The 18,304-nt window shown below is 35.5% G+C and carries 17 protein-coding genes and 1 pseudogene; 13 read left to right on the forward strand and 5 right to left on the reverse strand.

All coding sequences use genetic code 11. The annotated features are described in order from the left end of the window. The first annotated feature begins 73 nt into the window (after positions 1–73). From BM211_RS00425 to BM211_RS00440, 4 genes are all read left to right on the forward strand, one after another. Positions 74–976: a ComEC/Rec2 family competence protein gene (locus BM211_RS00425; RefSeq protein WP_035429340.1), complete on the forward strand. Its 903-nt coding sequence runs from the start codon at positions 74–76 to the stop codon at positions 974–976. 298 nt (positions 977–1,274) lie between these two features. After that, complete coding sequence (gene nagA / locus BM211_RS00430; RefSeq protein WP_035429937.1) at positions 1,275–2,417, forward strand: N-acetylglucosamine-6-phosphate deacetylase; 1,143 nt, start codon at positions 1,275–1,277, stop codon at positions 2,415–2,417. Then, the gene (locus BM211_RS00435; RefSeq protein ID WP_035429338.1) at positions 2,418–3,206 is read left to right on the forward strand and encodes a glucosamine-6-phosphate deaminase; all 789 of its coding nucleotides are present in this window, start codon (positions 2,418–2,420) and stop codon (positions 3,204–3,206) included. Next, positions 3,136–3,867, forward strand: coding sequence for a GntR family transcriptional regulator (locus tag BM211_RS00440; protein ID WP_081904748.1), 732 nt, complete (start codon positions 3,136–3,138; stop codon positions 3,865–3,867). Before BM211_RS00435 ends, BM211_RS00440 begins: the two co-directional genes overlap by 71 nt. 173 nt (positions 3,868–4,040) lie before the next feature. Here BM211_RS00440 and BM211_RS00445 read toward each other — a convergent pair whose 3' ends face one another. Next, a complete protein-coding gene (locus BM211_RS00445; RefSeq protein WP_035429334.1) occupies positions 4,041–4,856 on the reverse strand; it encodes a Cof-type HAD-IIB family hydrolase in 816 nt (271 codons plus the stop codon). Between the two features lie 164 nt (positions 4,857–5,020). Here BM211_RS00445 and glcT point away from each other — a divergent pair, with 164 nt between their 5' ends. From glcT to ptsP, 4 genes are all read left to right on the forward strand, one after another. Further along, the gene (gene glcT / locus BM211_RS00450; RefSeq protein WP_090994589.1) at positions 5,021–5,869 is read left to right on the forward strand and encodes a glucose PTS transporter transcription antiterminator GlcT; all 849 of its coding nucleotides are present in this window, start codon (positions 5,021–5,023) and stop codon (positions 5,867–5,869) included. Positions 5,870–6,194: 325 nt separating this feature from the next. After that, complete coding sequence (gene ptsG, locus BM211_RS00455; protein ID WP_035429330.1) at positions 6,195–8,252, forward strand: glucose-specific PTS transporter subunit IIBC; 2,058 nt, start codon at positions 6,195–6,197, stop codon at positions 8,250–8,252. A gap of 138 nt (positions 8,253–8,390) precedes the next feature. Beyond that, positions 8,391–8,654, forward strand: coding sequence for a phosphocarrier protein HPr (gene ptsH, locus BM211_RS00460; protein ID WP_020059386.1), 264 nt, complete (start codon positions 8,391–8,393; stop codon positions 8,652–8,654). Beyond that, complete coding sequence (gene ptsP, locus BM211_RS00465) at positions 8,654–10,366, forward strand: phosphoenolpyruvate--protein phosphotransferase (RefSeq protein ID WP_090994591.1); 1,713 nt, start codon at positions 8,654–8,656, stop codon at positions 10,364–10,366. Before ptsH ends, ptsP begins: the two co-directional genes overlap by 1 nt. Before the next feature lie 454 nt (positions 10,367–10,820). Here the strand turns inward: ptsP and BM211_RS00470 are convergent, their stop codons facing one another. After that, positions 10,821–11,144, reverse strand: coding sequence for a DUF3915 family protein (locus BM211_RS00470; protein WP_051957196.1), 324 nt, complete (start codon positions 11,142–11,144; stop codon positions 10,821–10,823). 298 nt (positions 11,145–11,442) lie between these two features. On the opposite strand from BM211_RS00470, the pseudogene BM211_RS00475 reads away from it, so the two are divergent. Further along, a pseudogene (locus BM211_RS00475) lies at positions 11,443–12,583 on the forward strand (IS3 family transposase). Positions 12,584–12,635: 52 nt separating this feature from the next. Here the strand turns inward: BM211_RS00475 and BM211_RS00480 are convergent. Together BM211_RS00480 and BM211_RS00485 are read right to left on the reverse strand one after the other, a co-directional pair. After that, positions 12,636–12,854, reverse strand: a complete 219-nt coding sequence (locus BM211_RS00480; RefSeq protein WP_035429324.1) for a hypothetical protein — start codon at positions 12,852–12,854, stop codon at positions 12,636–12,638. A gap of 331 nt (positions 12,855–13,185) precedes the next feature. Then, the gene (locus tag BM211_RS00485; protein WP_090994593.1) at positions 13,186–13,803 is read right to left on the reverse strand and encodes a nitroreductase family protein; all 618 of its coding nucleotides are present in this window, start codon (positions 13,801–13,803) and stop codon (positions 13,186–13,188) included. A gap of 298 nt (positions 13,804–14,101) precedes the next feature. Here BM211_RS00485 and BM211_RS00490 point away from each other — a divergent pair, with 298 nt between their 5' ends. The 4 genes from BM211_RS00490 (at position 14,102) to BM211_RS00505 (ending at position 17,844) form a co-directional block, all read left to right on the forward strand. Next, positions 14,102–15,394, forward strand: a complete 1,293-nt coding sequence (locus BM211_RS00490; RefSeq protein ID WP_035429933.1) for a GGDEF domain-containing protein — start codon at positions 14,102–14,104, stop codon at positions 15,392–15,394. A 98-nt stretch (positions 15,395–15,492) separates the two neighbouring features. After that, a complete protein-coding gene (locus BM211_RS00495; RefSeq protein WP_035429319.1) occupies positions 15,493–16,626 on the forward strand; it encodes a serine hydrolase domain-containing protein in 1,134 nt (377 codons plus the stop codon). Further along, positions 16,623–17,507 (forward strand): NAD(P)-dependent oxidoreductase, encoded by an 885-nt coding sequence (locus BM211_RS00500; protein WP_035429317.1) that lies wholly within the window; start codon positions 16,623–16,625, stop codon positions 17,505–17,507. The genes BM211_RS00495 and BM211_RS00500 overlap by 4 nt, the downstream gene beginning before the upstream one ends. A gap of 4 nt (positions 17,508–17,511) precedes the next feature. Further along, positions 17,512–17,844, forward strand: a complete 333-nt coding sequence (locus tag BM211_RS00505) for a DUF3909 family protein (RefSeq protein ID WP_035429315.1) — start codon at positions 17,512–17,514, stop codon at positions 17,842–17,844. A gap of 29 nt (positions 17,845–17,873) precedes the next feature. Here the strand turns inward: BM211_RS00505 and BM211_RS00510 are convergent, their stop codons facing one another. Then, complete coding sequence (locus tag BM211_RS00510; RefSeq protein WP_035429313.1) at positions 17,874–18,152, reverse strand: hypothetical protein; 279 nt, start codon at positions 18,150–18,152, stop codon at positions 17,874–17,876. Positions 18,153–18,304 lie beyond the last annotated feature (152 nt).

The following is an 18,304-nucleotide window of genomic DNA, read 5'->3' on the forward strand; positions in this document are numbered from 1 at the left end:
TGGCATTTTGCCAAGCTTTTTTTGTATATGAAATTAAAGCTGCGTCATACTAAATAGAAAAAGGAGAAGGTGTATGAAAGATCTGCGTATCGCTCTTATTCTAATTTCGGCAATATTATGTATAACTTTAAATAGTGTAAATCCTATACAGCAGTATGCTTCTATACATATGGTTTCCTCCTTTTCAAGTCAGCGTACACATTTAGGTAAGATGACTGTAAGTTTTTTAAAAGTTGGGCAAGGTGACGCAACAATTATTTCCTTACCAAACGGGAAGACAATTTTAATTGATGGTGGTCCGTATGAGGCTGGGGAGCTTATTATGGAGAAATTAATTAAAAAGGGAATTAAACGCTTAGATGTTGTTATCGGTACACATCCTGATATGGATCATATCGGAGGACTAATTCCAATTATTGAACAAATGCCAGTTTCTCTTGTACTAGATAGTGGGAAATTATATAGTTCATTTACATATCATTCGTATATAAGAAGTATTAAAAAAAGAGGAGTCCCATTTTTACGTGTAAAGGAGGGGCAATATATTCCATTAGATCCTCATATTTCTGTTCAAGTATTAAATGATGGAAAAACAAAACGAGAAAATAATGAGTCATCTATCGTATTGAAAATTCGTTACGGTAAGGCTGATTTGTTATTCATGGGGGATGCTGATACACATACAGAGGAAGAAATTATGAATAAGTACGATGTGCATGCAGACGTGTTAAAAGTTGGCCATCACGGTTCATATACTTCAACGAGTGAAGAGTTTATAACGGCTGTTGCACCGCAGTTTGCTATTATTTCATACGATAAGAAGAATACGTATGGTCATCCGCATCGAAGTGTAATGAAACGATTGCATCGGCATGGCGTGACTGTACACACTACCGTGAAAAAAGATATTGAAATTGAAACAGATGGTCAGTGTATCATATTCCAGCATCAGCTACCATTGCCATTGTTAAAATAGTGTTTGTATCATTCATTTCAGCAGCATATGAAAGAAATCAAAGCTGCTGAAATTTAATTATAGTTAAATTTGTTCATGCATAATACGATGTATTTCTATAAGTGTAGTTGCTTTTTTTTGTTTCGTGTAGGAGGGAGTACTCTGAAAGTTCTTTTGAGTAAAATGACTGTTTTATATTATGATTATTAGAGAAAAAAACTACCTCTTTAAAAATTAGGGTTAATTGTATAGACAACTATTCGTGCGTGTATTAAAATAGAGATAGGGATTACACGGGAAAGGATCGATGAAAATGAAAATGAAAATGCAAGTCGTTATCAATGCTAAAATTTATACAGGGTGTGAAGTGTTAGAAAGCGGCTTTATTCGTTACACGGATCAAATTCAAGAACTTGGATTGATGGCTCAGTATGTACCACAAGAAAATGAAACGGTTCATGATATGAAAGGGAATATAGTCATTCCAGGTATGATTGATGTTCATATTCACGGTGGATACGATGTTGATGCAATGGATGCAAATAGCGACGGATTAGTAACTCTCGGTAAACAGATGTTACAAGAAGGGGTTACAACTTTCTTTCCAACAACAATGACGCAATCTCCTGAAGCAATTGAAGCGGCGCTGAATGCTGCAAAAGAAGCAAAGGAAAAAGGTGCGCATTTCGAATATATTCATTTAGAAGGTCCATATGTTTCAAAAAAACGTGCAGGTGCACAGCCGCTAGAATATATTGTCTCTGCAAATATTGAGCAATTTAAGCAATGGCAAACGACTAGCGGGAATTTAATTAAACTCGTAACATATGCTCCAGAAGAAGAAGGTGCGCGTGAGTTTGAAGAATATCTCGCAGAAACGGATGTCATCGGTACAATTGGACATACAGATGCAACGAATGAACAATTAATTGGGAGAAACATTACACATGCAACGCACCTTTATAATCAAATGCGTGGTTTGCATCACCGTGAGCCAGGTGTAGTTGGCCATGTGTTATTAAATCCAGATGTAATGGTCGAAGTAATTACAGATGGTATTCATATTCACCCGGATATGGTGAAATTAGCATATAAATTAAAAGGCGCTAGAAAAATGAGTGTCATTACGGATGCAATGCGTGCAAAAGGGTTAGCAGATGGATTATATGAACTTGGTGGACAACCGGTTATCGTAAAAGATGGTAGCGCACGATTAGAAGATGGGACATTAGCGGGCAGTATTTTGAAAATGGACGAAGCGTTGCGTAACGTGATAGCGTTTACTGGATGCTCCATTGAGGAGGCTGTTCTTATGACATCAATTAACCAAGCTGAGGAATTTGGATTAGTAAACAAGGGTGTTTTAGAAATAGGAAAACATGCGGATTTCGTTATTATGTCTGAAGATTTATATATACGAGATACAGTCCGATTAGGAATTCATATGAAAGAGGGGAAATAAATGAATATCGTCGTTGTAAAAACTCCAGAAGAATTAGCAGATGCGGGTTATAAATTAATTGAACACGTTATAAAGACAAAAGAAAATCCAGTATTAGGAATGGCTACAGGTAGCTCCCCATTAGGGATTTATGCATTGATAAGAAAAAATAAACTTGATACAAGCCGTACAACCACTGTAAACTTAGATGAGTACGTAAATTTACCACACGAAAACAAAAACAGCTATCATTATTTTATGCAAGAACAGTTGTTTAATCATCTTTCGTTTAAAGAAACATATGTACCAAATGGAATGGCAGACGATTTACAAGAAGAATGTAAGCGTTATGAAAGTATTATTGATGCCAATCCAGTTGATTTACAAATTCTTGGAATCGGTGAAAACGGTCACATCGGATTTAATGAGCCGGGAACATCATTTGATTCTGTAACTAGCATTGTGGAGTTAACAGAATCTACCCGTCAAGCTAACCGGCGTTTCTTCGAAAAAGAAGAAGATGTGCCAACGCATGCTATTACAATGGGGATTGGTAGCATTATGAAAGCAAAGCAAATAGTACTTGTTGCTTCTGGATTGAATAAAGCAGGAGCGATTAAGGAAATGCTACAAGGGAAAGTAAGTGAAGGGTGTCCGGCTACAGTTTTGCAACATCATCCAAATGTAACCGTAATCGCAGATCAAGAAGCTCTATCTTTATGCAGTGAGGCGATTGCTGATGAATATCGACAAGTATTCACCATTTCCGATCTATTATCAGATTCAGGAGTGGGTGAAGCAACTAATTGAATCCGGTGAATGGAAGCCGGGAGATAAAATTCCATCTGAAAATGAATTATGTGATAAGTTTGAAGTAAGTCGAATGACAATCAGACAGGCCATTAATAACTTAGTTGAACAAGGGTATTTACATCGAAAACGTGGAATTGGAACTTTTGTACAACTTCCAAAGGTTGAACAAAAGTTGCAAGGTATGACAGGATTTACAGAGGATATGCTCTCTCGTGGAATGAAACCAAGTAGCGTATTATTAAGCTTTCACCTTGTTCCAGCTACTGCTGCAGTAGCAGAGAGGCTTAGAATTCAAGCGGGAGAATCGGTTTACGAGGTGAGACGAATTCGCCTAGCTGATGATGAACCAATTGCGTTTGAGACAACGTATTTGTCACCATCTCTTGTAAAAGATATTAATGAAGAAATTTTACAGCAATCATTGTATGAGCACTTAGAAGAAAAACTAGGCTTTAAGTTAATTAGTGCTACACAATCTATTGAAGCATCTATTGCAACGGATGAAGAAGCAGAGCATCTTCATATTCCGAATAAAGCACCAGTGCTTGTAATGAGACAATGGTCATATGCAGCAGGCGAGTTGCCGCTGGAGTATGTAAAATGTATTTACAGAGGAGATCGTTATAAGTTTATTACGAATATTTCACGCAATAAGTAAAACGTGGAGCTATATGCTGTGAGATAAAGTGGTACTTCCGTTAGCGGGCGAATCTTCGCTGATCGCTATTTGAACGAATCGGGCTTTTCGGACAGTCTACCTTCTTCAGGTTTTTTACAATCTTGAGGCGGCTGCTTTATTGTCCGTTAATGCAGGAAAAATATGACTCATCCTTATAAGGGGTGAGTCGTATTTTTTTGTTTTTGATTATAACGAAGAACATATTCGATTGCATCTTTAACAGAGGAAACAATATGTGATGCATGCTGCTTTACTGCATCATCTGCACCTGCCATTGCAAAGCTATGAGGTGTTAAAGCGAACATAGGAATATCGTTATATGAATCACCAATGCAAGCTACTTCATTAGGTTTAATATTAAATTCATTTAATAAAACAGAAATAGCGGAACCTTTGCTAATGTTAGGAGGCATAACATCTAAACATTGTTCAGCAGAAATAAAAGTACTTACTTTTCCTTTGAAATTTTCCTCAATTTGTTTTTGAAGAATAACTAAATCTTCTTTTGTACCACCGACTGAAATTTTATTTGGGAAAATTGTTGTATCAATTTTTGCGAGCAAGTTTGGTTCTTCAACGGAAGTCATTTTTACCTGCTTTTCAAGTTCATGAATAAATGGTGTTTTTTCCTCAATGTAATAATTATATTCATCACTTACATAACGAAAGAATGGTTCATTATTTGTTATAGACAGCAGTTCGGGTAAAATAGTAGAATCAAATGTTGCAGATAAGAGTTGTTTATTTTCGTGTGTATATACAAATACACCGTTCACGCTAATACGATGAAAATTCATATCAACTTTGTTCATTAAATCAGCAATTTCATTATCAAGTCTGCCGGATGCGAAACAAAGAGTTATATTTTGATTAGCAAGGCTACGCAATGCATCTACATCTTGGTTATCGATTACACCTCCGTGTTGCATCATTGTGCCATCGATATCGCTTATAAACATTTTAATCATGATAGGGCTCCTTTCAACTAGACGTATGCTTTTATATTATACGTATCTCGTACATTCATGTCTAAAAATTGACTTTTTTAAAATGGTAGATGTTTAACATTGACGGAAAATAAGGTTGTTCTGTAACATGAAAGTAGACGTTTTATGTGCAGGGGTGGTGTTGTATGGATAATTGTCTCGAAATTAAAAAGGTTTTAAATAATAATGTCATTATTGCTGCTCATCCAGAACACGAAGAAGTGGTCGTTATTGGAAAAGGGATTGGGTTTGGGAAAAAATCAAAAGAAATGTTAGAAGTAGAACAGATTGAAAAAATGTTTGTATTAACAAATGAACGTGAACGTGAACAATACAAACTGCTGGTTCCGCATGTGAGCGAGAATTTGATTGAACTAATGAATGATCTCATGTTTTATATTCAAGATCGAGTAGAAACACCATTAAATGAGCATATTCATATTTCTTTAACTGATCATATCGCTTTTGCTATAAAGCGATTAAAGCAAGGGTTTACAGTAGATAACCCATTTTTAGTGGAGACAAAAGTGTTGTATCCAAATGAATATAAAATTGCCGAAGAAGTTGTAGAATTAATTAATTCCCGCTTAAATATTCATCTTCCAGAAGGAGAGATTGGATTTATTGCACTTCATATTTATAGCTCAGTTACAAACTCTGAAGTATCTGCTGTTAATCAAAATTCTAGACTAATCGCTCATCTTGTCTCTTTAATTGAAACAAATTTACAACTAGAATTAGACAAAGAGAGCATTCATTATCTACGTCTTGTTCGTCATCTACAATTTGCAATCGAACGTATAAAGAATGGTGAGAAAGTGGAAGAATCACAAAATTTTGCAGATTTATTAAAAGCTGAATTTCCAGAGTGCTATAATTTAGCTTGGAAACTTGTGAAAGTTATGCAAAAGCAATTGCAACTTCCTGTGTATGAAGCAGAAACGGTTTATTTAACGATGCATTTGCAGCGCTTAAAAAAGGTTGAACAAATTTAAACTTTGTCGGAAATGTAAACGTTAAAAAAATCTATTGAATCGCTTACAATTGTTATGTATAATTCAGTTATACAAAGTTCTACTAAATTCGACAAATGAATAACAGTGCACAAAGAAAACGTTTACTTTAATTTGTGAACTTATTACGTATACCTATTTTTGACACGTGTTACTGATTCGATCAGGCATGAGTGAAGAAAAGTTAGGCATGTAAGCTAAAGAAAGGGACATACTACCCTTTGTATAGCTATCGTCCTACCTTTTTTCCTCATGCCTTTTGGCGTTTGTCGAAAGTACCAATTATAATAAGAGAGGAAGGATCATTATGTTTAAGAAGATCTTTGGTGTTCTTCAAAAAGTCGGTAAAGCACTTATGCTACCAGTTGCAATCTTACCGGCTGCAGGGATTTTACTTGGATTTGGTAATGCGTTCCAAAATCCACAGTTAACAAATCATATCCCTGCGTTAAAAGCAGATTGGTTTGTTCTAGTTGCGAAAATTATGGAGCAATCTGGTGATATTATTTTCGGAAACCTGGCACTATTATTCGCAGTAGGGGTTGCCATCGGGTTAGCAGGTGGAGACGGAGTAGCTGGGTTAGCAGCGTTCGTAGGATACTTAATTATGAACAAAACGATGAGCGTATTCTTAGGAGTAGAGAAATTTGTTACGATTGTAAGTGACAAAGTTCCAGTTAAAACTGGCTTTACAGATCAAGCGTATGCAAACGTATTAGGTATTCCGACACTTCAAACGGGAGTGTTTGGTGGTATCCTTGTAGGGATATTGGCAGCGTATTGTTATAATAAATACTTTAATATTGAATTACCATCATATTTAGGATTCTTTGCTGGTAAACGTTTCGTGCCAATTGCAACAGCAACATTCTCTTTACTTTTAGGGATTTTAATGTGCTTTATTTGGCCAACAATTCAAGGCGGTTTGAATTCATTCTCGCATCAAATGATTGATACAAATAGAACGTTAGCAGCATTTATATTCGGTTTAATTGAACGTTCTTTAATTCCATTTGGATTACATCATATTTTCTATGCACCATTCTGGTTTGAGTTTGGTCAATATACAAATGCAGCGGGTGACGTTATTCACGGTGACCAAAAGATTTTCATGGCACAATTAAAAGATGGTGTTGAGTTAACAGCTGGTACATTTACAACAGGTAAATTCCCGTTCATGATGTTTGGTCTTCCAGCAGCAGCGTTAGCGATGTACCATGAAGCACGTCCAGAAAATAAAAAAGTAGCAGCTGGTATTTTAGCTTCTGCAGCGTTAACAGCTTTCTTAACTGGTATTACAGAACCGATTGAGTTCTCATTCTTATTTGTAGCACCTGTATTATTTGGAATCCACGCAGTATTTGCTGGTTTATCATTTATGACTATGCAAATTTTAAACGTTAAAATCGGAATGACATTCTCTGGTGGTTTGATTGACTTTATGTTATTCGGTGTATTACCAAACCGTACAGCATGGTGGTGGGTAATTATTGTTGGTCTTGTACTTGCAGTGATTTACTACTTCGGATTCCGCTTTGCAATTCGTAGATGGGATTTAAAAACACCAGGTCGTGAAGTTGTTGAAGAAAATGACGGAGCAGGAAAAGTAGAAGCAGGCGAGCTTCCAGGTGAGATTTTAGTAGCACTTGGTGGAAAAGAAAACATCGCTTCTTTAGATGCTTGTATTACACGTTTACGTGTACAAGTAAAGGAACAAAAGGATGTAAACAAAGCTCGTTTAAAAGAGCTTGGAGCAGCAGGTGTTCTTGAAATTGGTAACAATATTCAAGCTATCTTTGGTCCAAAATCAGATACATTAAAATCACAAATTCAAGATATTATGGCAGGCCGTGCAGTGCATGTTGCAAAAGAAGCACCTGCAAAAGTAGAAGCACCTGTTCAAAAAGATACAAATGAAGTAATTGCGACTCCGATTGAAGGTAAAGTTTTACCGATTACTGAAGTACCAGACCAAGTGTTTTCTGGAAAAATGATGGGAGATGGCTTTGCGATCGAACCAACAGAAGGGACAGTAGTATCTCCTGTAAATGGTGAAATTGTGAACGTATTCCCAACAAAACATGCAATCGGTATTCAATCAGAAGGCGGAAGAGAAATTTTAATTCACTTCGGTATTGATACAGTAAAATTAAATGGAGAAGGCTTTGAAGCGTTAGTTTCTCAAGGAGATAAAGTAACACAAGGCCAACCGTTATTAAAAGTAGATTTAGCGTTTGTAAAAGAAAATGCACCTTCTATTATTACGCCAATTGTTTTCACAAACTTACAAGAAGGACAGAAAGTTGAAATCAAAAAGCAAGGTAATGTCAAGAAAGGTGAAACAAACGTTATTGATATTCAGTAAAATTTAGACGCAAAATGTTTATAATTATAATAGGCGATGCGGTTGACCGAACATCGCCTATTATATACAATATAGATGGTGTTATACTCACATCTATACAACCTCAAATATATTGTATTTTAAAGGAGATAGATCATTATGGAAAAAATCTTTAAAGTAACTAGCGACTCAGGAATTCATGCTCGTCCAGCAACTTTACTTGTAAACACTGCAAGCAAATTCGGTGCAGATATCAACTTAGAATATAATGGTAAAACTGTAAACTTAAAATCAATCATGGGTGTTATGTCTTTAGGTATTCAACAAGGCGCAGAAATCAAGATTACTGCAAATGGTGATGATGCAGCTCAAGCAGTAGCAGCTATTGAAGAAACTATGAAAAACGAAGGGTTAGGAGAATAATGACTCTTAACATTAAAGGGATTGCTGCATCAAGTGGTATTGCCATTGCAAAGGCATTCCGTTTAGAAAATCCTGAATTTAACATTGAAAAGAAAACGATTTCGGATGAAGCTGCGGAAATCGTACGTTTAGAAGCTGCGCTTGAAAAATCAAAATCTGAATTAGAAGCAATTAAAAATCATGCTTTTACTGAGCTTGGTGCTGATAAAGCTGCGATCTTTGAAGCACATTTACTAGTATTAAATGATCCAGAACTAGTAAACCCAGTAAAAGATAAAGTGACAAGCGAAAAAATAAACGCTGAATTCGCGATGGATGAAGTTGCATCAATGTTCATTACTATGTTTGAGAGCATGGATAACGAATATATGAAAGAACGTGCAGCCGATATTCGTGATGTGACAAAGCGTGTTATTGCACATTTACTTGGAATTAACTTCTCAAACCCTAGCACAATTTCTGAAGAAGTAATCATTATTGCAGAAGATTTAACACCATCTGATACAGCTCAGTTAAATCGTAAATATGCAAAAGGTTTTACAACTGATATTGGTGGACGTACATCTCACTCTGCAATTATGGCTCGCTCTATGGAAATACCAGCTGTTGTTGGTACAAAAGTTGTTATGGAACAAATCCAAAACGGCGATATCGTAATTATCGACGGTTTAGACGGAGAAGTAATTGTAAACCCATCTGAAGAAACTCTTCGTGTTTATGAAGAAAAGAAAGCACAATTTGAAGAACAAAAAACAGAGTGGGCAAAATTAAAAAATGAAGCGACAGTTACAGCAGATAATCAACATGTTGAGCTTGTAGCAAATATCGGTACACCGAAAGATGTAAAAGGTATTATTGATAACGGTGGAGAAGGCGTTGGCTTATATCGTACAGAATTCTTATACATGGGCCGTGACAATCTTCCAACAGAAGAAGAACAATTTGAAGCATACAAAGCTGTTCTTGAAGGTGTAGGAGAAGGTCAGCCAGTTGTCGTTCGTACACTTGACATTGGTGGCGATAAGGAGCTTCCATACTTACATTTACCAAAAGAAATGAACCCGTTCTTAGGCTACCGTGCAATTCGTTTATGCTTAGAAGAACAGGATATCTTCCGTACACAACTTCGTGCTTTACTTCGTGCAAGTGTATACGGTAACTTAAAAATTATGTTCCCGATGATTGCAACTCTTGATGAATTCCGTCAAGCAAAAGCAGTTTTATTAGAAGAGAAAGAGAAACTTGTACAAGCTGGTACAGTTGTTTCAGACGCTATTGAAGTAGGTATGATGGTTGAAATTCCTGCTTCTGCGGTTTTAGCTGACCAATTTGCAAAAGAAGTAGATTTCTTCTCTATCGGAACGAACGACTTAATTCAATACACAATGGCAGCGGATCGTATGAATGAACGCGTATCTTACTTATATCAACCATATAATCCAGCGATTTTACGCCTTGTAAAAATGGTTATTGATGCAGCTCATAAAGAAGGAAAATGGGCTGGTATGTGCGGTGAGATGGCAGGAGATGCCCTAGCAATTCCATTGTTAGTTGGATTAGGATTAGATGAGTTTAGTATGAGTGCGACATCTATTCTTCCAGCGAGAACACAAATTCGCAAGCTTTCAAAAGCACAAATGGAAGAATTAGCACAAAAGGCTTTAAACATGTCAACTGCTGAAGAAGTAGTAGAACTTGTAAAAAGTATTTAATGAAAAAAACCTGGGACTGATTTGAAATCGGTCCCAGGTTTTTTCATATAATTTATTTATAACTTTGAAATTAAGTTTAATTGAAAATAGCCCACAAACTCTTATTCTACGGTACATAAAACGAATCCGTTTTGAAAAAAGATCTCATAAAAATAAGCTCTAAACATATTTTATGAGATTATTTTTTATAAAAAAGTTTGTTTAAAACCCACTTAGAATTCTTTAATCGAAAAGGAATAAAACGATGCAACTTTTTTTGTAAACTGTATAACTTTCTTTAAAACGGTACATCTTTTTTATAAACAGTACGACTTTATTTCAAAGCTACATCGTTTTTTAAACGGTTTTGTATGCTAGCTAATTGTTTTCGAATTAATCAACTTTTGATGCTTGTGAGTAGTTAAATAAATAAAACCAGGAAAGCAATTGCTTTCCTGGGAATTATTCACTCATTTTAGAAAACGATAGCTACAACGTCATCTGGGCAAACACGTAATAAACCTCCACCTGGTATACTGCCTCCTGAGAAAAGTGCTACGCCATTTGAGAAGCCTTCAAATACAACGTTAGTAAAAGTACCGTTATCTCTAATTGTTAATAGAGTGACTCGAGTACCGACTGAAAGATTTCTAAGAACGTTACAAAAACGATTTCTATTACCAGTACGGCGATCGTCGTGTTTAAAGCTACGGCGGCCGCTGCGTCTATCGCTACGGCAGACGTTGTGTCTATTGCTACGGCGACCACAGTCATCAAATCCAAAACATCCTCCGAACATAATTCTCACCCCCTTCACATTAATAAGATATGCTCTAGGTACATGCTTTGTTTGGACATAGTGTAATTTTTTTAAAAGATTTTTTCCTATTTTGTAGGAAAAGAATAAATATCTTAGGTAGACTGTTGCGATTCTTCTTATAACATATGAGAAGGGGGAAATGAGAGTTTGGACAAAAGCTGATATGGAAATAAAAAAGACTGCCCCTTTTTTGTAATGACCCAGTAAAATGAGACAAGGATAAAGCACCCCCACTGTCGTATGTAAATGTAAACGACAAATTGGAGGTGTTTTTTCTATGGGTAAAAAGAAAAATTATTATTCAGAAACTGTGAAGAGACAAGTGATTGAATTGAAGTTAGAGGGGAAATTAACCAATCGTGAAATTATGGAAAAATTGGGAATATGTAATGTGGGACAGATCAAAACATGGATGAAATGGTTTCGAAATGGAGAAGAACATCGATTAGCACAACCAATCGGCAAACAGTATAGTTATGGAAAAGGTCCTGCAGACTTAACTGAAATAGAAGAATTAAAACGAACAAATTGAAAGTAGAACTATTAAAAAAGTATCAGGAAATCGAAAGGAGATGGTCCCAGAAGTCATCGTCACGCTCGTAGAAGAAATGAAAAATCGATATTCCATCAGTCTCATCTGTGAATGCATGGGCATCTCCCGTGCTACTTATTATCGCTGGAGGAGAAAACCATGGGGCTTGTCTCCTCTAGAAAAGCAAATTAAAAGGCTTTGTACAACTTACAAATTTCGAATTGGACATCGCACCGTCACGGGGTTATTACGAACAAAATTAGCAATACAAGTTAACCGAAAGACCGTACAAAGAATTATGCAAAAATATGACCTTCAATGTAGAGTAAAACCAAAACGAAAAATGAAGGTAGTAGGAGAAAGTCAGAAGGTAGTACCAAATCGTTTCGAACAAAATTTTCAAGCAGACCGACCAAATCAAAAGTGGGTAACGGATATTACGTACTTACCTTTTGGAGAATCTATGATGTATTTATCAACAATTATGGACCTGTATAATAACGAAATCATCGCTTATCGTGTGAAAGAAACTCAAGATGTAACTCTTGTATTAGAGGCTGCCAGTAAGAACAGAGAAGTAAAAGGTGTTACCCTTCATAGTGATCAGGGATCCGTCTATACTTCTTATGCTTTTCAGGATTTATCCGAAGAAAAAGGCATTATCACAAGCATGTCCCGGAAAGGAAACTGCTTCGATAATGCCGTCATCGAATCCTTCCACTCCACCATAAAGTCGGAAGAATTCTATACCCTAAAAAGGGTACGCCTTACAAATTCTATTGTACTAGAAAACGTGAATGATTTCATGCATTATTATAATCACATGCGACCGTTTAAAAAATTAAACTACCTGTCCCCGGTTGAATATAGGGAACAGGTAGCATAGGTGTTTTATTCCTGTCTCACATCAGTGGTCCAGTTCATTTTTAGGGCAGTCTTTATATTTTTTTGCTTTTATATAAAACAATGATATATACAGGAAGTGCTAATAGTAACGGTGCAAAGGAGCGAGAGGTATACTGACTAACTTCTGATTGAAGCGTTGTTTCTTTTGAAAACTGTAGCATCGCAATATTTGTCATATCCCCAACGAAGTACAGAAGCAGTACTGTGACTATGTAGCATAATATGGCGATAAAGCTTCCATATAAATTCAACGAAAATCCCTCACTTGTTATCAATTTGTTACTATTGTATCACAATTGTAACAAAAAAGCACCTTTAGACTACATTCTGTTATTATTAGGTAGTAATCCGCTCTTAATATTTAGAGAAAAGTGAAGAAGATAGATATGTACAAATAAAATAACGATATAAAAAACCTTTTCTTTTTAAGGGAGGACGAGAGCATCTGGCCATACATAGAAGCGGTCATGTTGTATTCTCCACAGCAGTGACTTAAATGCTGAATAACCGCTGTCAGATTCATAGTTGGTGAGAATTTCATTAGTGAGGAATAGAAAAAACCCCCATAGATGGAGGTTCACATTAATTTGCCCATTCTGTTACTTGTTCTACGCTCATACGTGGTGCTGGGTGTCCTGCTAATGTAGATTCACCAATTGTAATTAACATAATTGGAATGTAACGAGAAGAAACGTTAAACTCTTCCATTAATGCTTGTGGATTGAATCCTCCAATTGCACATGTATCCCAACCAGTTGCTTTTGCTGCAAGCATAAGCTGCATTGCTGCTAAAGAGGCGTTTGAGAATGCTGCATCACGCGAGTATTGTTCACGTTGATATGCACCTTCAATATTTTGCGCTAAACGATTTTTTGCTTCTTCCTGCATAAGTCCTTGTTCTACAAGTGGGCCGTATACAGAATCAACACTTTTATATGCTTCTAGGTCGCCTAAAATAGCAACAACTGCAGAGGCATCGAGAATTTGTTGCTGATTATATGCAATTGGATGTAAACGACGTTGTGCATCTTCTCCTTGGAATACAAGGAATTTCCAATGCTGTAGATTCCATGCTGATGGTGCTTGGCCAGCTGCTTTTAAAATATCATATAGTTCCTCTTTTGAAATTTCTTTTTCAGGGTTGAAAGCACGATTAGATGTACGTTCGTATAAAACAGTAAAGAAATCTTGCTTTGTCATTATAGTTCCTCCAAGTATCGTTTTTAATTGTAAATATTTTCGAATGAAAAAAATGTTCTTTACTTACATTTTGTTAGTTGATACTGTAAAAGGATATAATATATACATTTCTATTGTCAAGTATTTTGAAAAAGATGTGGGGAATAGAAGGTATTCGCACAGGAGTCTGATTTATTGTTTACATACAATAAAAGATGATACAGAGATTCAATTCGTTACCATGTGATAGTTTGTTGAATAGATTTAGTTCTTTTAAGTTTGTTAGAATGGGATAAATAAAGTGAGTGAAAGCCTAATGGTGAACATTCTACATTTTTTATTGGAACATACAGTTTTTCAAAATGTATTAAAGGATCTCGATATGAATGTCTTGTATATCGAAGATGGTCATAACGAGAGACACACAATTGCAATGATAAAGCCAAAGTGCTTGTTTTTGGCACATAGTTTTGAAGAAGGAAAAATATTGTTTGAAAAAGTTCAGCCGCAAATCGTGATTATATACATTACGAAAGCTTCTCAGGTTGATTTTGTGAAGGAACTATTTAATTCAGATATTTCATTTATCGTTGTATGGAGTGAAGAAGTGACATATCAATTTGTTGACTTAATTAAACTTGGTGTACGAAACATCGTCTTACCACCAATTACGCCGCAATCTGTACTTGCTGAAGTACAAAAAAGTGTGTATGAGTTGTCATTAGTTAAACAAGTCATATTACAGCAAGAGTTACTTCAAATGATATTTGATTTTCAAAATGATTTATTGTTTATTCTAGAAGATGATGAAATTATAGATTGCAATACAAATTTTTTACGGTTTTTCGGATACGAAGATCTTATGTCATATCATGAGCACCATATGACATTTGCAGAACATTTTGCCCAAGAGAATGAATATTATATTGCGGAAAATAATACAATGTGGATTGATGATTGCTTAACGCACTCAAGAAAAATTAAAATGTATAATGAAATTGGAGAAGCAAGAATATTTTTGTTACGTATTGCTCCGTTACCTAATGATGTATCGAGATTCATCGCGACATGTACAGATATTACAGCGTTAGAAGAAGAATATAAAGAGCAAGAGCGCTTAGTAACAACTGATTCTCTGACGAATATTTATAATAGAATGAAGTTTCAAATACTATTCTCAGAAGGCTTGGAAACTGCTGTACGAATGAATCAATCATTTGCTCTTGTTATATTTAATCTGGATAATTTTCAAAAAGTAAATGACACGTATGGGTATGATTTTGGAGACTTAGCGCTAGTACAATTGGCGGAACTTGTAACAACAAAATTACAGACGCATCATGTTTTTGCACGGTGGAGTGGAGAAGAATTTATTATTTTTTTATCTCAAACAACAGAAAAAGAAGCATTTCAAATTGCGGAAGCACTCCGGTTTTTTATTGAAACAAAAAATTTTTCTGGAATATCAAAGATAACAGCGAGCTTCGGTGTTGCGGCATTTGAAAATGGAATTACAAAAGAAATGTTAATGCATCGAGCAAATATTGCACTATATGAAGCAAAGAAAAAGGGGAAAAATCAAGTGTGTTTATATCGGAAAGAAAAAATGTAATTTTTTCGCAACAAATTGTTGCGATTTTTTTTTATTAACGGATAATGGGAAGGAGGGGAGGAGTAAATACTTAAGATGCGATGGAGGATTATTAAGAAATGAAGACGTTATGGAGTACAATTATTTTTTTACTTTCTATTTTATTAGTAGGAAGCTATTTCTTTTTTAAAGTACCTGCTAAAAAAGAAGCTCAATCAATAAAAACAACTGCCCCTGCTAATACAACGAAAGAAAAACAAAAAGAAAAACCAAAAGAAATTGATTATACCGCTGTTACTCAAAAACTAGATCAGTATTTAAAAGACAAACAATTTAATGGATCAGTCCTTGTTACCTATAAAGGGCGTACAATATTAAATAACGGGTATGGCTATGCGGATATACAAAAGCAAATTGAAAATACACCGCAAACAAAATATCGAATTGGTTCTATTACAAAAACGGCCACTGCTGTATCGATTTTACAGTTACAAGAACAAGGGAAGTTAAATATACAGGAAAATGTACATACATATATTCCATCTTTTCCTGCGAATAAAAATATTACATTATATCATTTATTAACGCATACATCAGGACTACCTGGGCATGGGAAAGGTAAAGTTAATGCGGCATCACGGCTTAATTTAGTAACGTGGCTTGGACAACAACCAACTGCTTTTCAACCGGGGCAAGGCTGGTTATATACAGATTATAATTATATGTTACTAGCTTATATTGTGGAAAAAAGATCGGGACAATCTTTAGCACAATACGTTACAGAACACATCTTTATTCCAGCGGGAATGACAGAATCAGGAATGGGAGAGACACCAGAAGGAGATGTGAATTTTACAAAAGGATATAAAAAGCAAGAGAATGAGCTTGTATTAGCTCCAAAATTAAATATGAATTGGTTATATGGATGCGGTGAGATGTATACAACGGCACATGATATGCAAAAATTAGACGAAGCAATTATGACAACTAAGCTTATTTCGCCTGAAAGTTTAAAATTAATGGTAACACCATCTGCGGAAAAAAAATACGCATTTAGCTTTTACATATATCCAGATTATTATCACAACCATGGTGTACTTTCGGGATGGAATACATTTAATAACTTTAATTGGGATAAAAAATTATTTGTTACTGTATTTTCAAATGTGCAAAATGGAATTAATGATGAGTTTAATTCAGAATTTCGTAAACTTGTGAGTGATTTGTTAGAAAAAGAGGAGATGAGAAAATGAAGCAGTTATTACCACCAGCTTCTATTGGTTTTGTTGGTACCGGTGTTATGGGAAAAAGTATGGTACGTCATTTACTAAAGGCAGGCTATACTGTGTACGTATATAATCGTACAAAAGAAAAAACTGCGGATTTAATTGAAGAAGGCGCACAGTGGTGTGATTCTCCAAAGGAAATTGCAGGAACAGTAGATGTAGTAATGACTATGGTTGGATATCCGCATGATGTAGAGGAAGTATATTTTGGTGAAAATGGAATTCTTACTCAAGCAAAACAAGGAACAATTACGATCGACTTTACAACATCAACACCAACTTTGGCGAAACGGATTTACGAAGAAGGAAAGAGTAAGGGGATTTATGTATTAGATGCCCCTGTATCGGGCGGAGATGTTGGAGCAAAAGAAGGGCGTCTTGCAATCATGATTGGTGGAGACGAAGAAGTATATACAGCCTGCTTGCCATTATTTGAACTATTAGGTAAAAATATAATATTGCAAGGAAAAGCAGGTAGTGGTCAACATACAAAAATGTGCAATCAAATTGCAATTGCATCCAATATGCTTGGTGTATGTGAAGCACTTGCTTATGCAAAAAAGGCAGGGTTACAACCAGAAAAAGTGTTACAAAGTATTTCTACTGGTGCAGCAGGCAGCTGGTCATTAAGTAATTTAGCACCTCGTATGTTACAAGATGATTTTGAACCAGGATTTTATGTGAAGCATTTTATAAAAGATATGAACATTGCCTTAGCAGAAGCAGAAGAGCTTGGATTATCTGCACCTGGCTTAACTCTTGCTAGAGAATTATATGAGCAATTGATGCAAGATGGTGAAGAAAATAGTGGAACACAAGCATTATATAAACAATATATAAAGGAATGATTGTATGAGTTTAGAAAAGTTCGATAATATTATTCGCACAGTACAGTGTACAGAAACGACTCTTATTAATGATAAACAACAGGCGGCGTTTAAAAAGAAGTATAACTTTGAACCGTTATTTGAATATGGTAGAGATGCAACAGGGCGTTATGTTATTCGAACAACGAAAGAAATGCTAGAAGAGATGAAATTTTATTTAGCATTAAAATATGAGCGTGATCTCATTGATTTATATATGAATGCAGAAGTAGACGGGAAATTTTATGTTTCGGTTAGTTACGGAGACGATGCGCTTCATTTACAAGAGCTGTTTCAATTTTTAGAAGAAAATAAGTAAAAAAGTCCTCGTTATGAGGACTTTTTTAGTTAGGAAAGGCTTGTTGCCCGGCGTGCTTTTTCAATTGGAAAGGGAATCACTTCAGCTATTCTGTTTTGAGTAAATCGTTTTGTGCGAGCGTGACGTAATATATAGAAGGCAAACAGGATACCGACAGGAACTGCACCATATAAACCGAAAAATAAAGCGCTTACAGTAGATGCGACGAAACCAATCATACCAATTTCTAACTCATCCATAATAGCTCCCAAAACAGCAGGTATAGCCCCGCAAACGACACCAAAAAGAATTGCTAAAATTAACTCCATATATTCCCTTCCTCCTTTTACAATATCGTTCTTTTTTTCTATTATTTGTATTATAACATAGTTTAAACAGAATTTTCAGAAAAAATTCATAAAATGTTCATAAAATTGTAAAAAATTTCAACAAAAAAGAAGGATTATCTCATTAAGGAGAT

Source organism: Bacillus sp. 491mf (assembly GCF_900112415.1).
Taxonomy (GTDB): domain Bacteria; phylum Bacillota; class Bacilli; order Bacillales; family Bacillaceae_G; genus Bacillus_A.

Coding starts and splice junctions, on each gene's coding strand:
- BM211_RS00425 (WP_035429340.1), top strand. CDS start 74: ATGAAAGATCTGCGTATCGCTCTTATTCTAATTTCGGCAATATTATGT.
- nagA (WP_035429937.1), top strand. CDS start 1,275: ATGAAAATGCAAGTCGTTATCAATGCTAAAATTTATACAGGGTGTGAA.
- BM211_RS00435 (WP_035429338.1), top strand. CDS start 2,418: ATGAATATCGTCGTTGTAAAAACTCCAGAAGAATTAGCAGATGCGGGT.
- BM211_RS00440 (WP_081904748.1), top strand. CDS start 3,136: ATGAATATCGACAAGTATTCACCATTTCCGATCTATTATCAGATTCAG.
- BM211_RS00445 (WP_035429334.1), bottom strand. CDS start 4,856: ATGATTAAAATGTTTATAAGCGATATCGATGGCACAATGATGCAACAC.
- glcT (WP_090994589.1), top strand. CDS start 5,021: ATGGATAATTGTCTCGAAATTAAAAAGGTTTTAAATAATAATGTCATT.
- ptsG (WP_035429330.1), top strand. CDS start 6,195: ATGTTTAAGAAGATCTTTGGTGTTCTTCAAAAAGTCGGTAAAGCACTT.
- ptsH (WP_020059386.1), top strand. CDS start 8,391: ATGGAAAAAATCTTTAAAGTAACTAGCGACTCAGGAATTCATGCTCGT.
- ptsP (WP_090994591.1), top strand. CDS start 8,654: ATGACTCTTAACATTAAAGGGATTGCTGCATCAAGTGGTATTGCCATT.
- BM211_RS00470 (WP_051957196.1), bottom strand. CDS start 11,144: ATGTTCGGAGGATGTTTTGGATTTGATGACTGTGGTCGCCGTAGCAAT.
- BM211_RS00485 (WP_090994593.1), bottom strand. CDS start 13,803: ATGACAAAGCAAGATTTCTTTACTGTTTTATACGAACGTACATCTAAT.
- BM211_RS00495 (WP_035429319.1), top strand. CDS start 15,493: ATGAAGACGTTATGGAGTACAATTATTTTTTTACTTTCTATTTTATTA.
- BM211_RS00500 (WP_035429317.1), top strand. CDS start 16,623: ATGAAGCAGTTATTACCACCAGCTTCTATTGGTTTTGTTGGTACCGGT.
- BM211_RS00505 (WP_035429315.1), top strand. CDS start 17,512: ATGAGTTTAGAAAAGTTCGATAATATTATTCGCACAGTACAGTGTACA.
- BM211_RS00510 (WP_035429313.1), bottom strand. CDS start 18,152: ATGGAGTTAATTTTAGCAATTCTTTTTGGTGTCGTTTGCGGGGCTATA.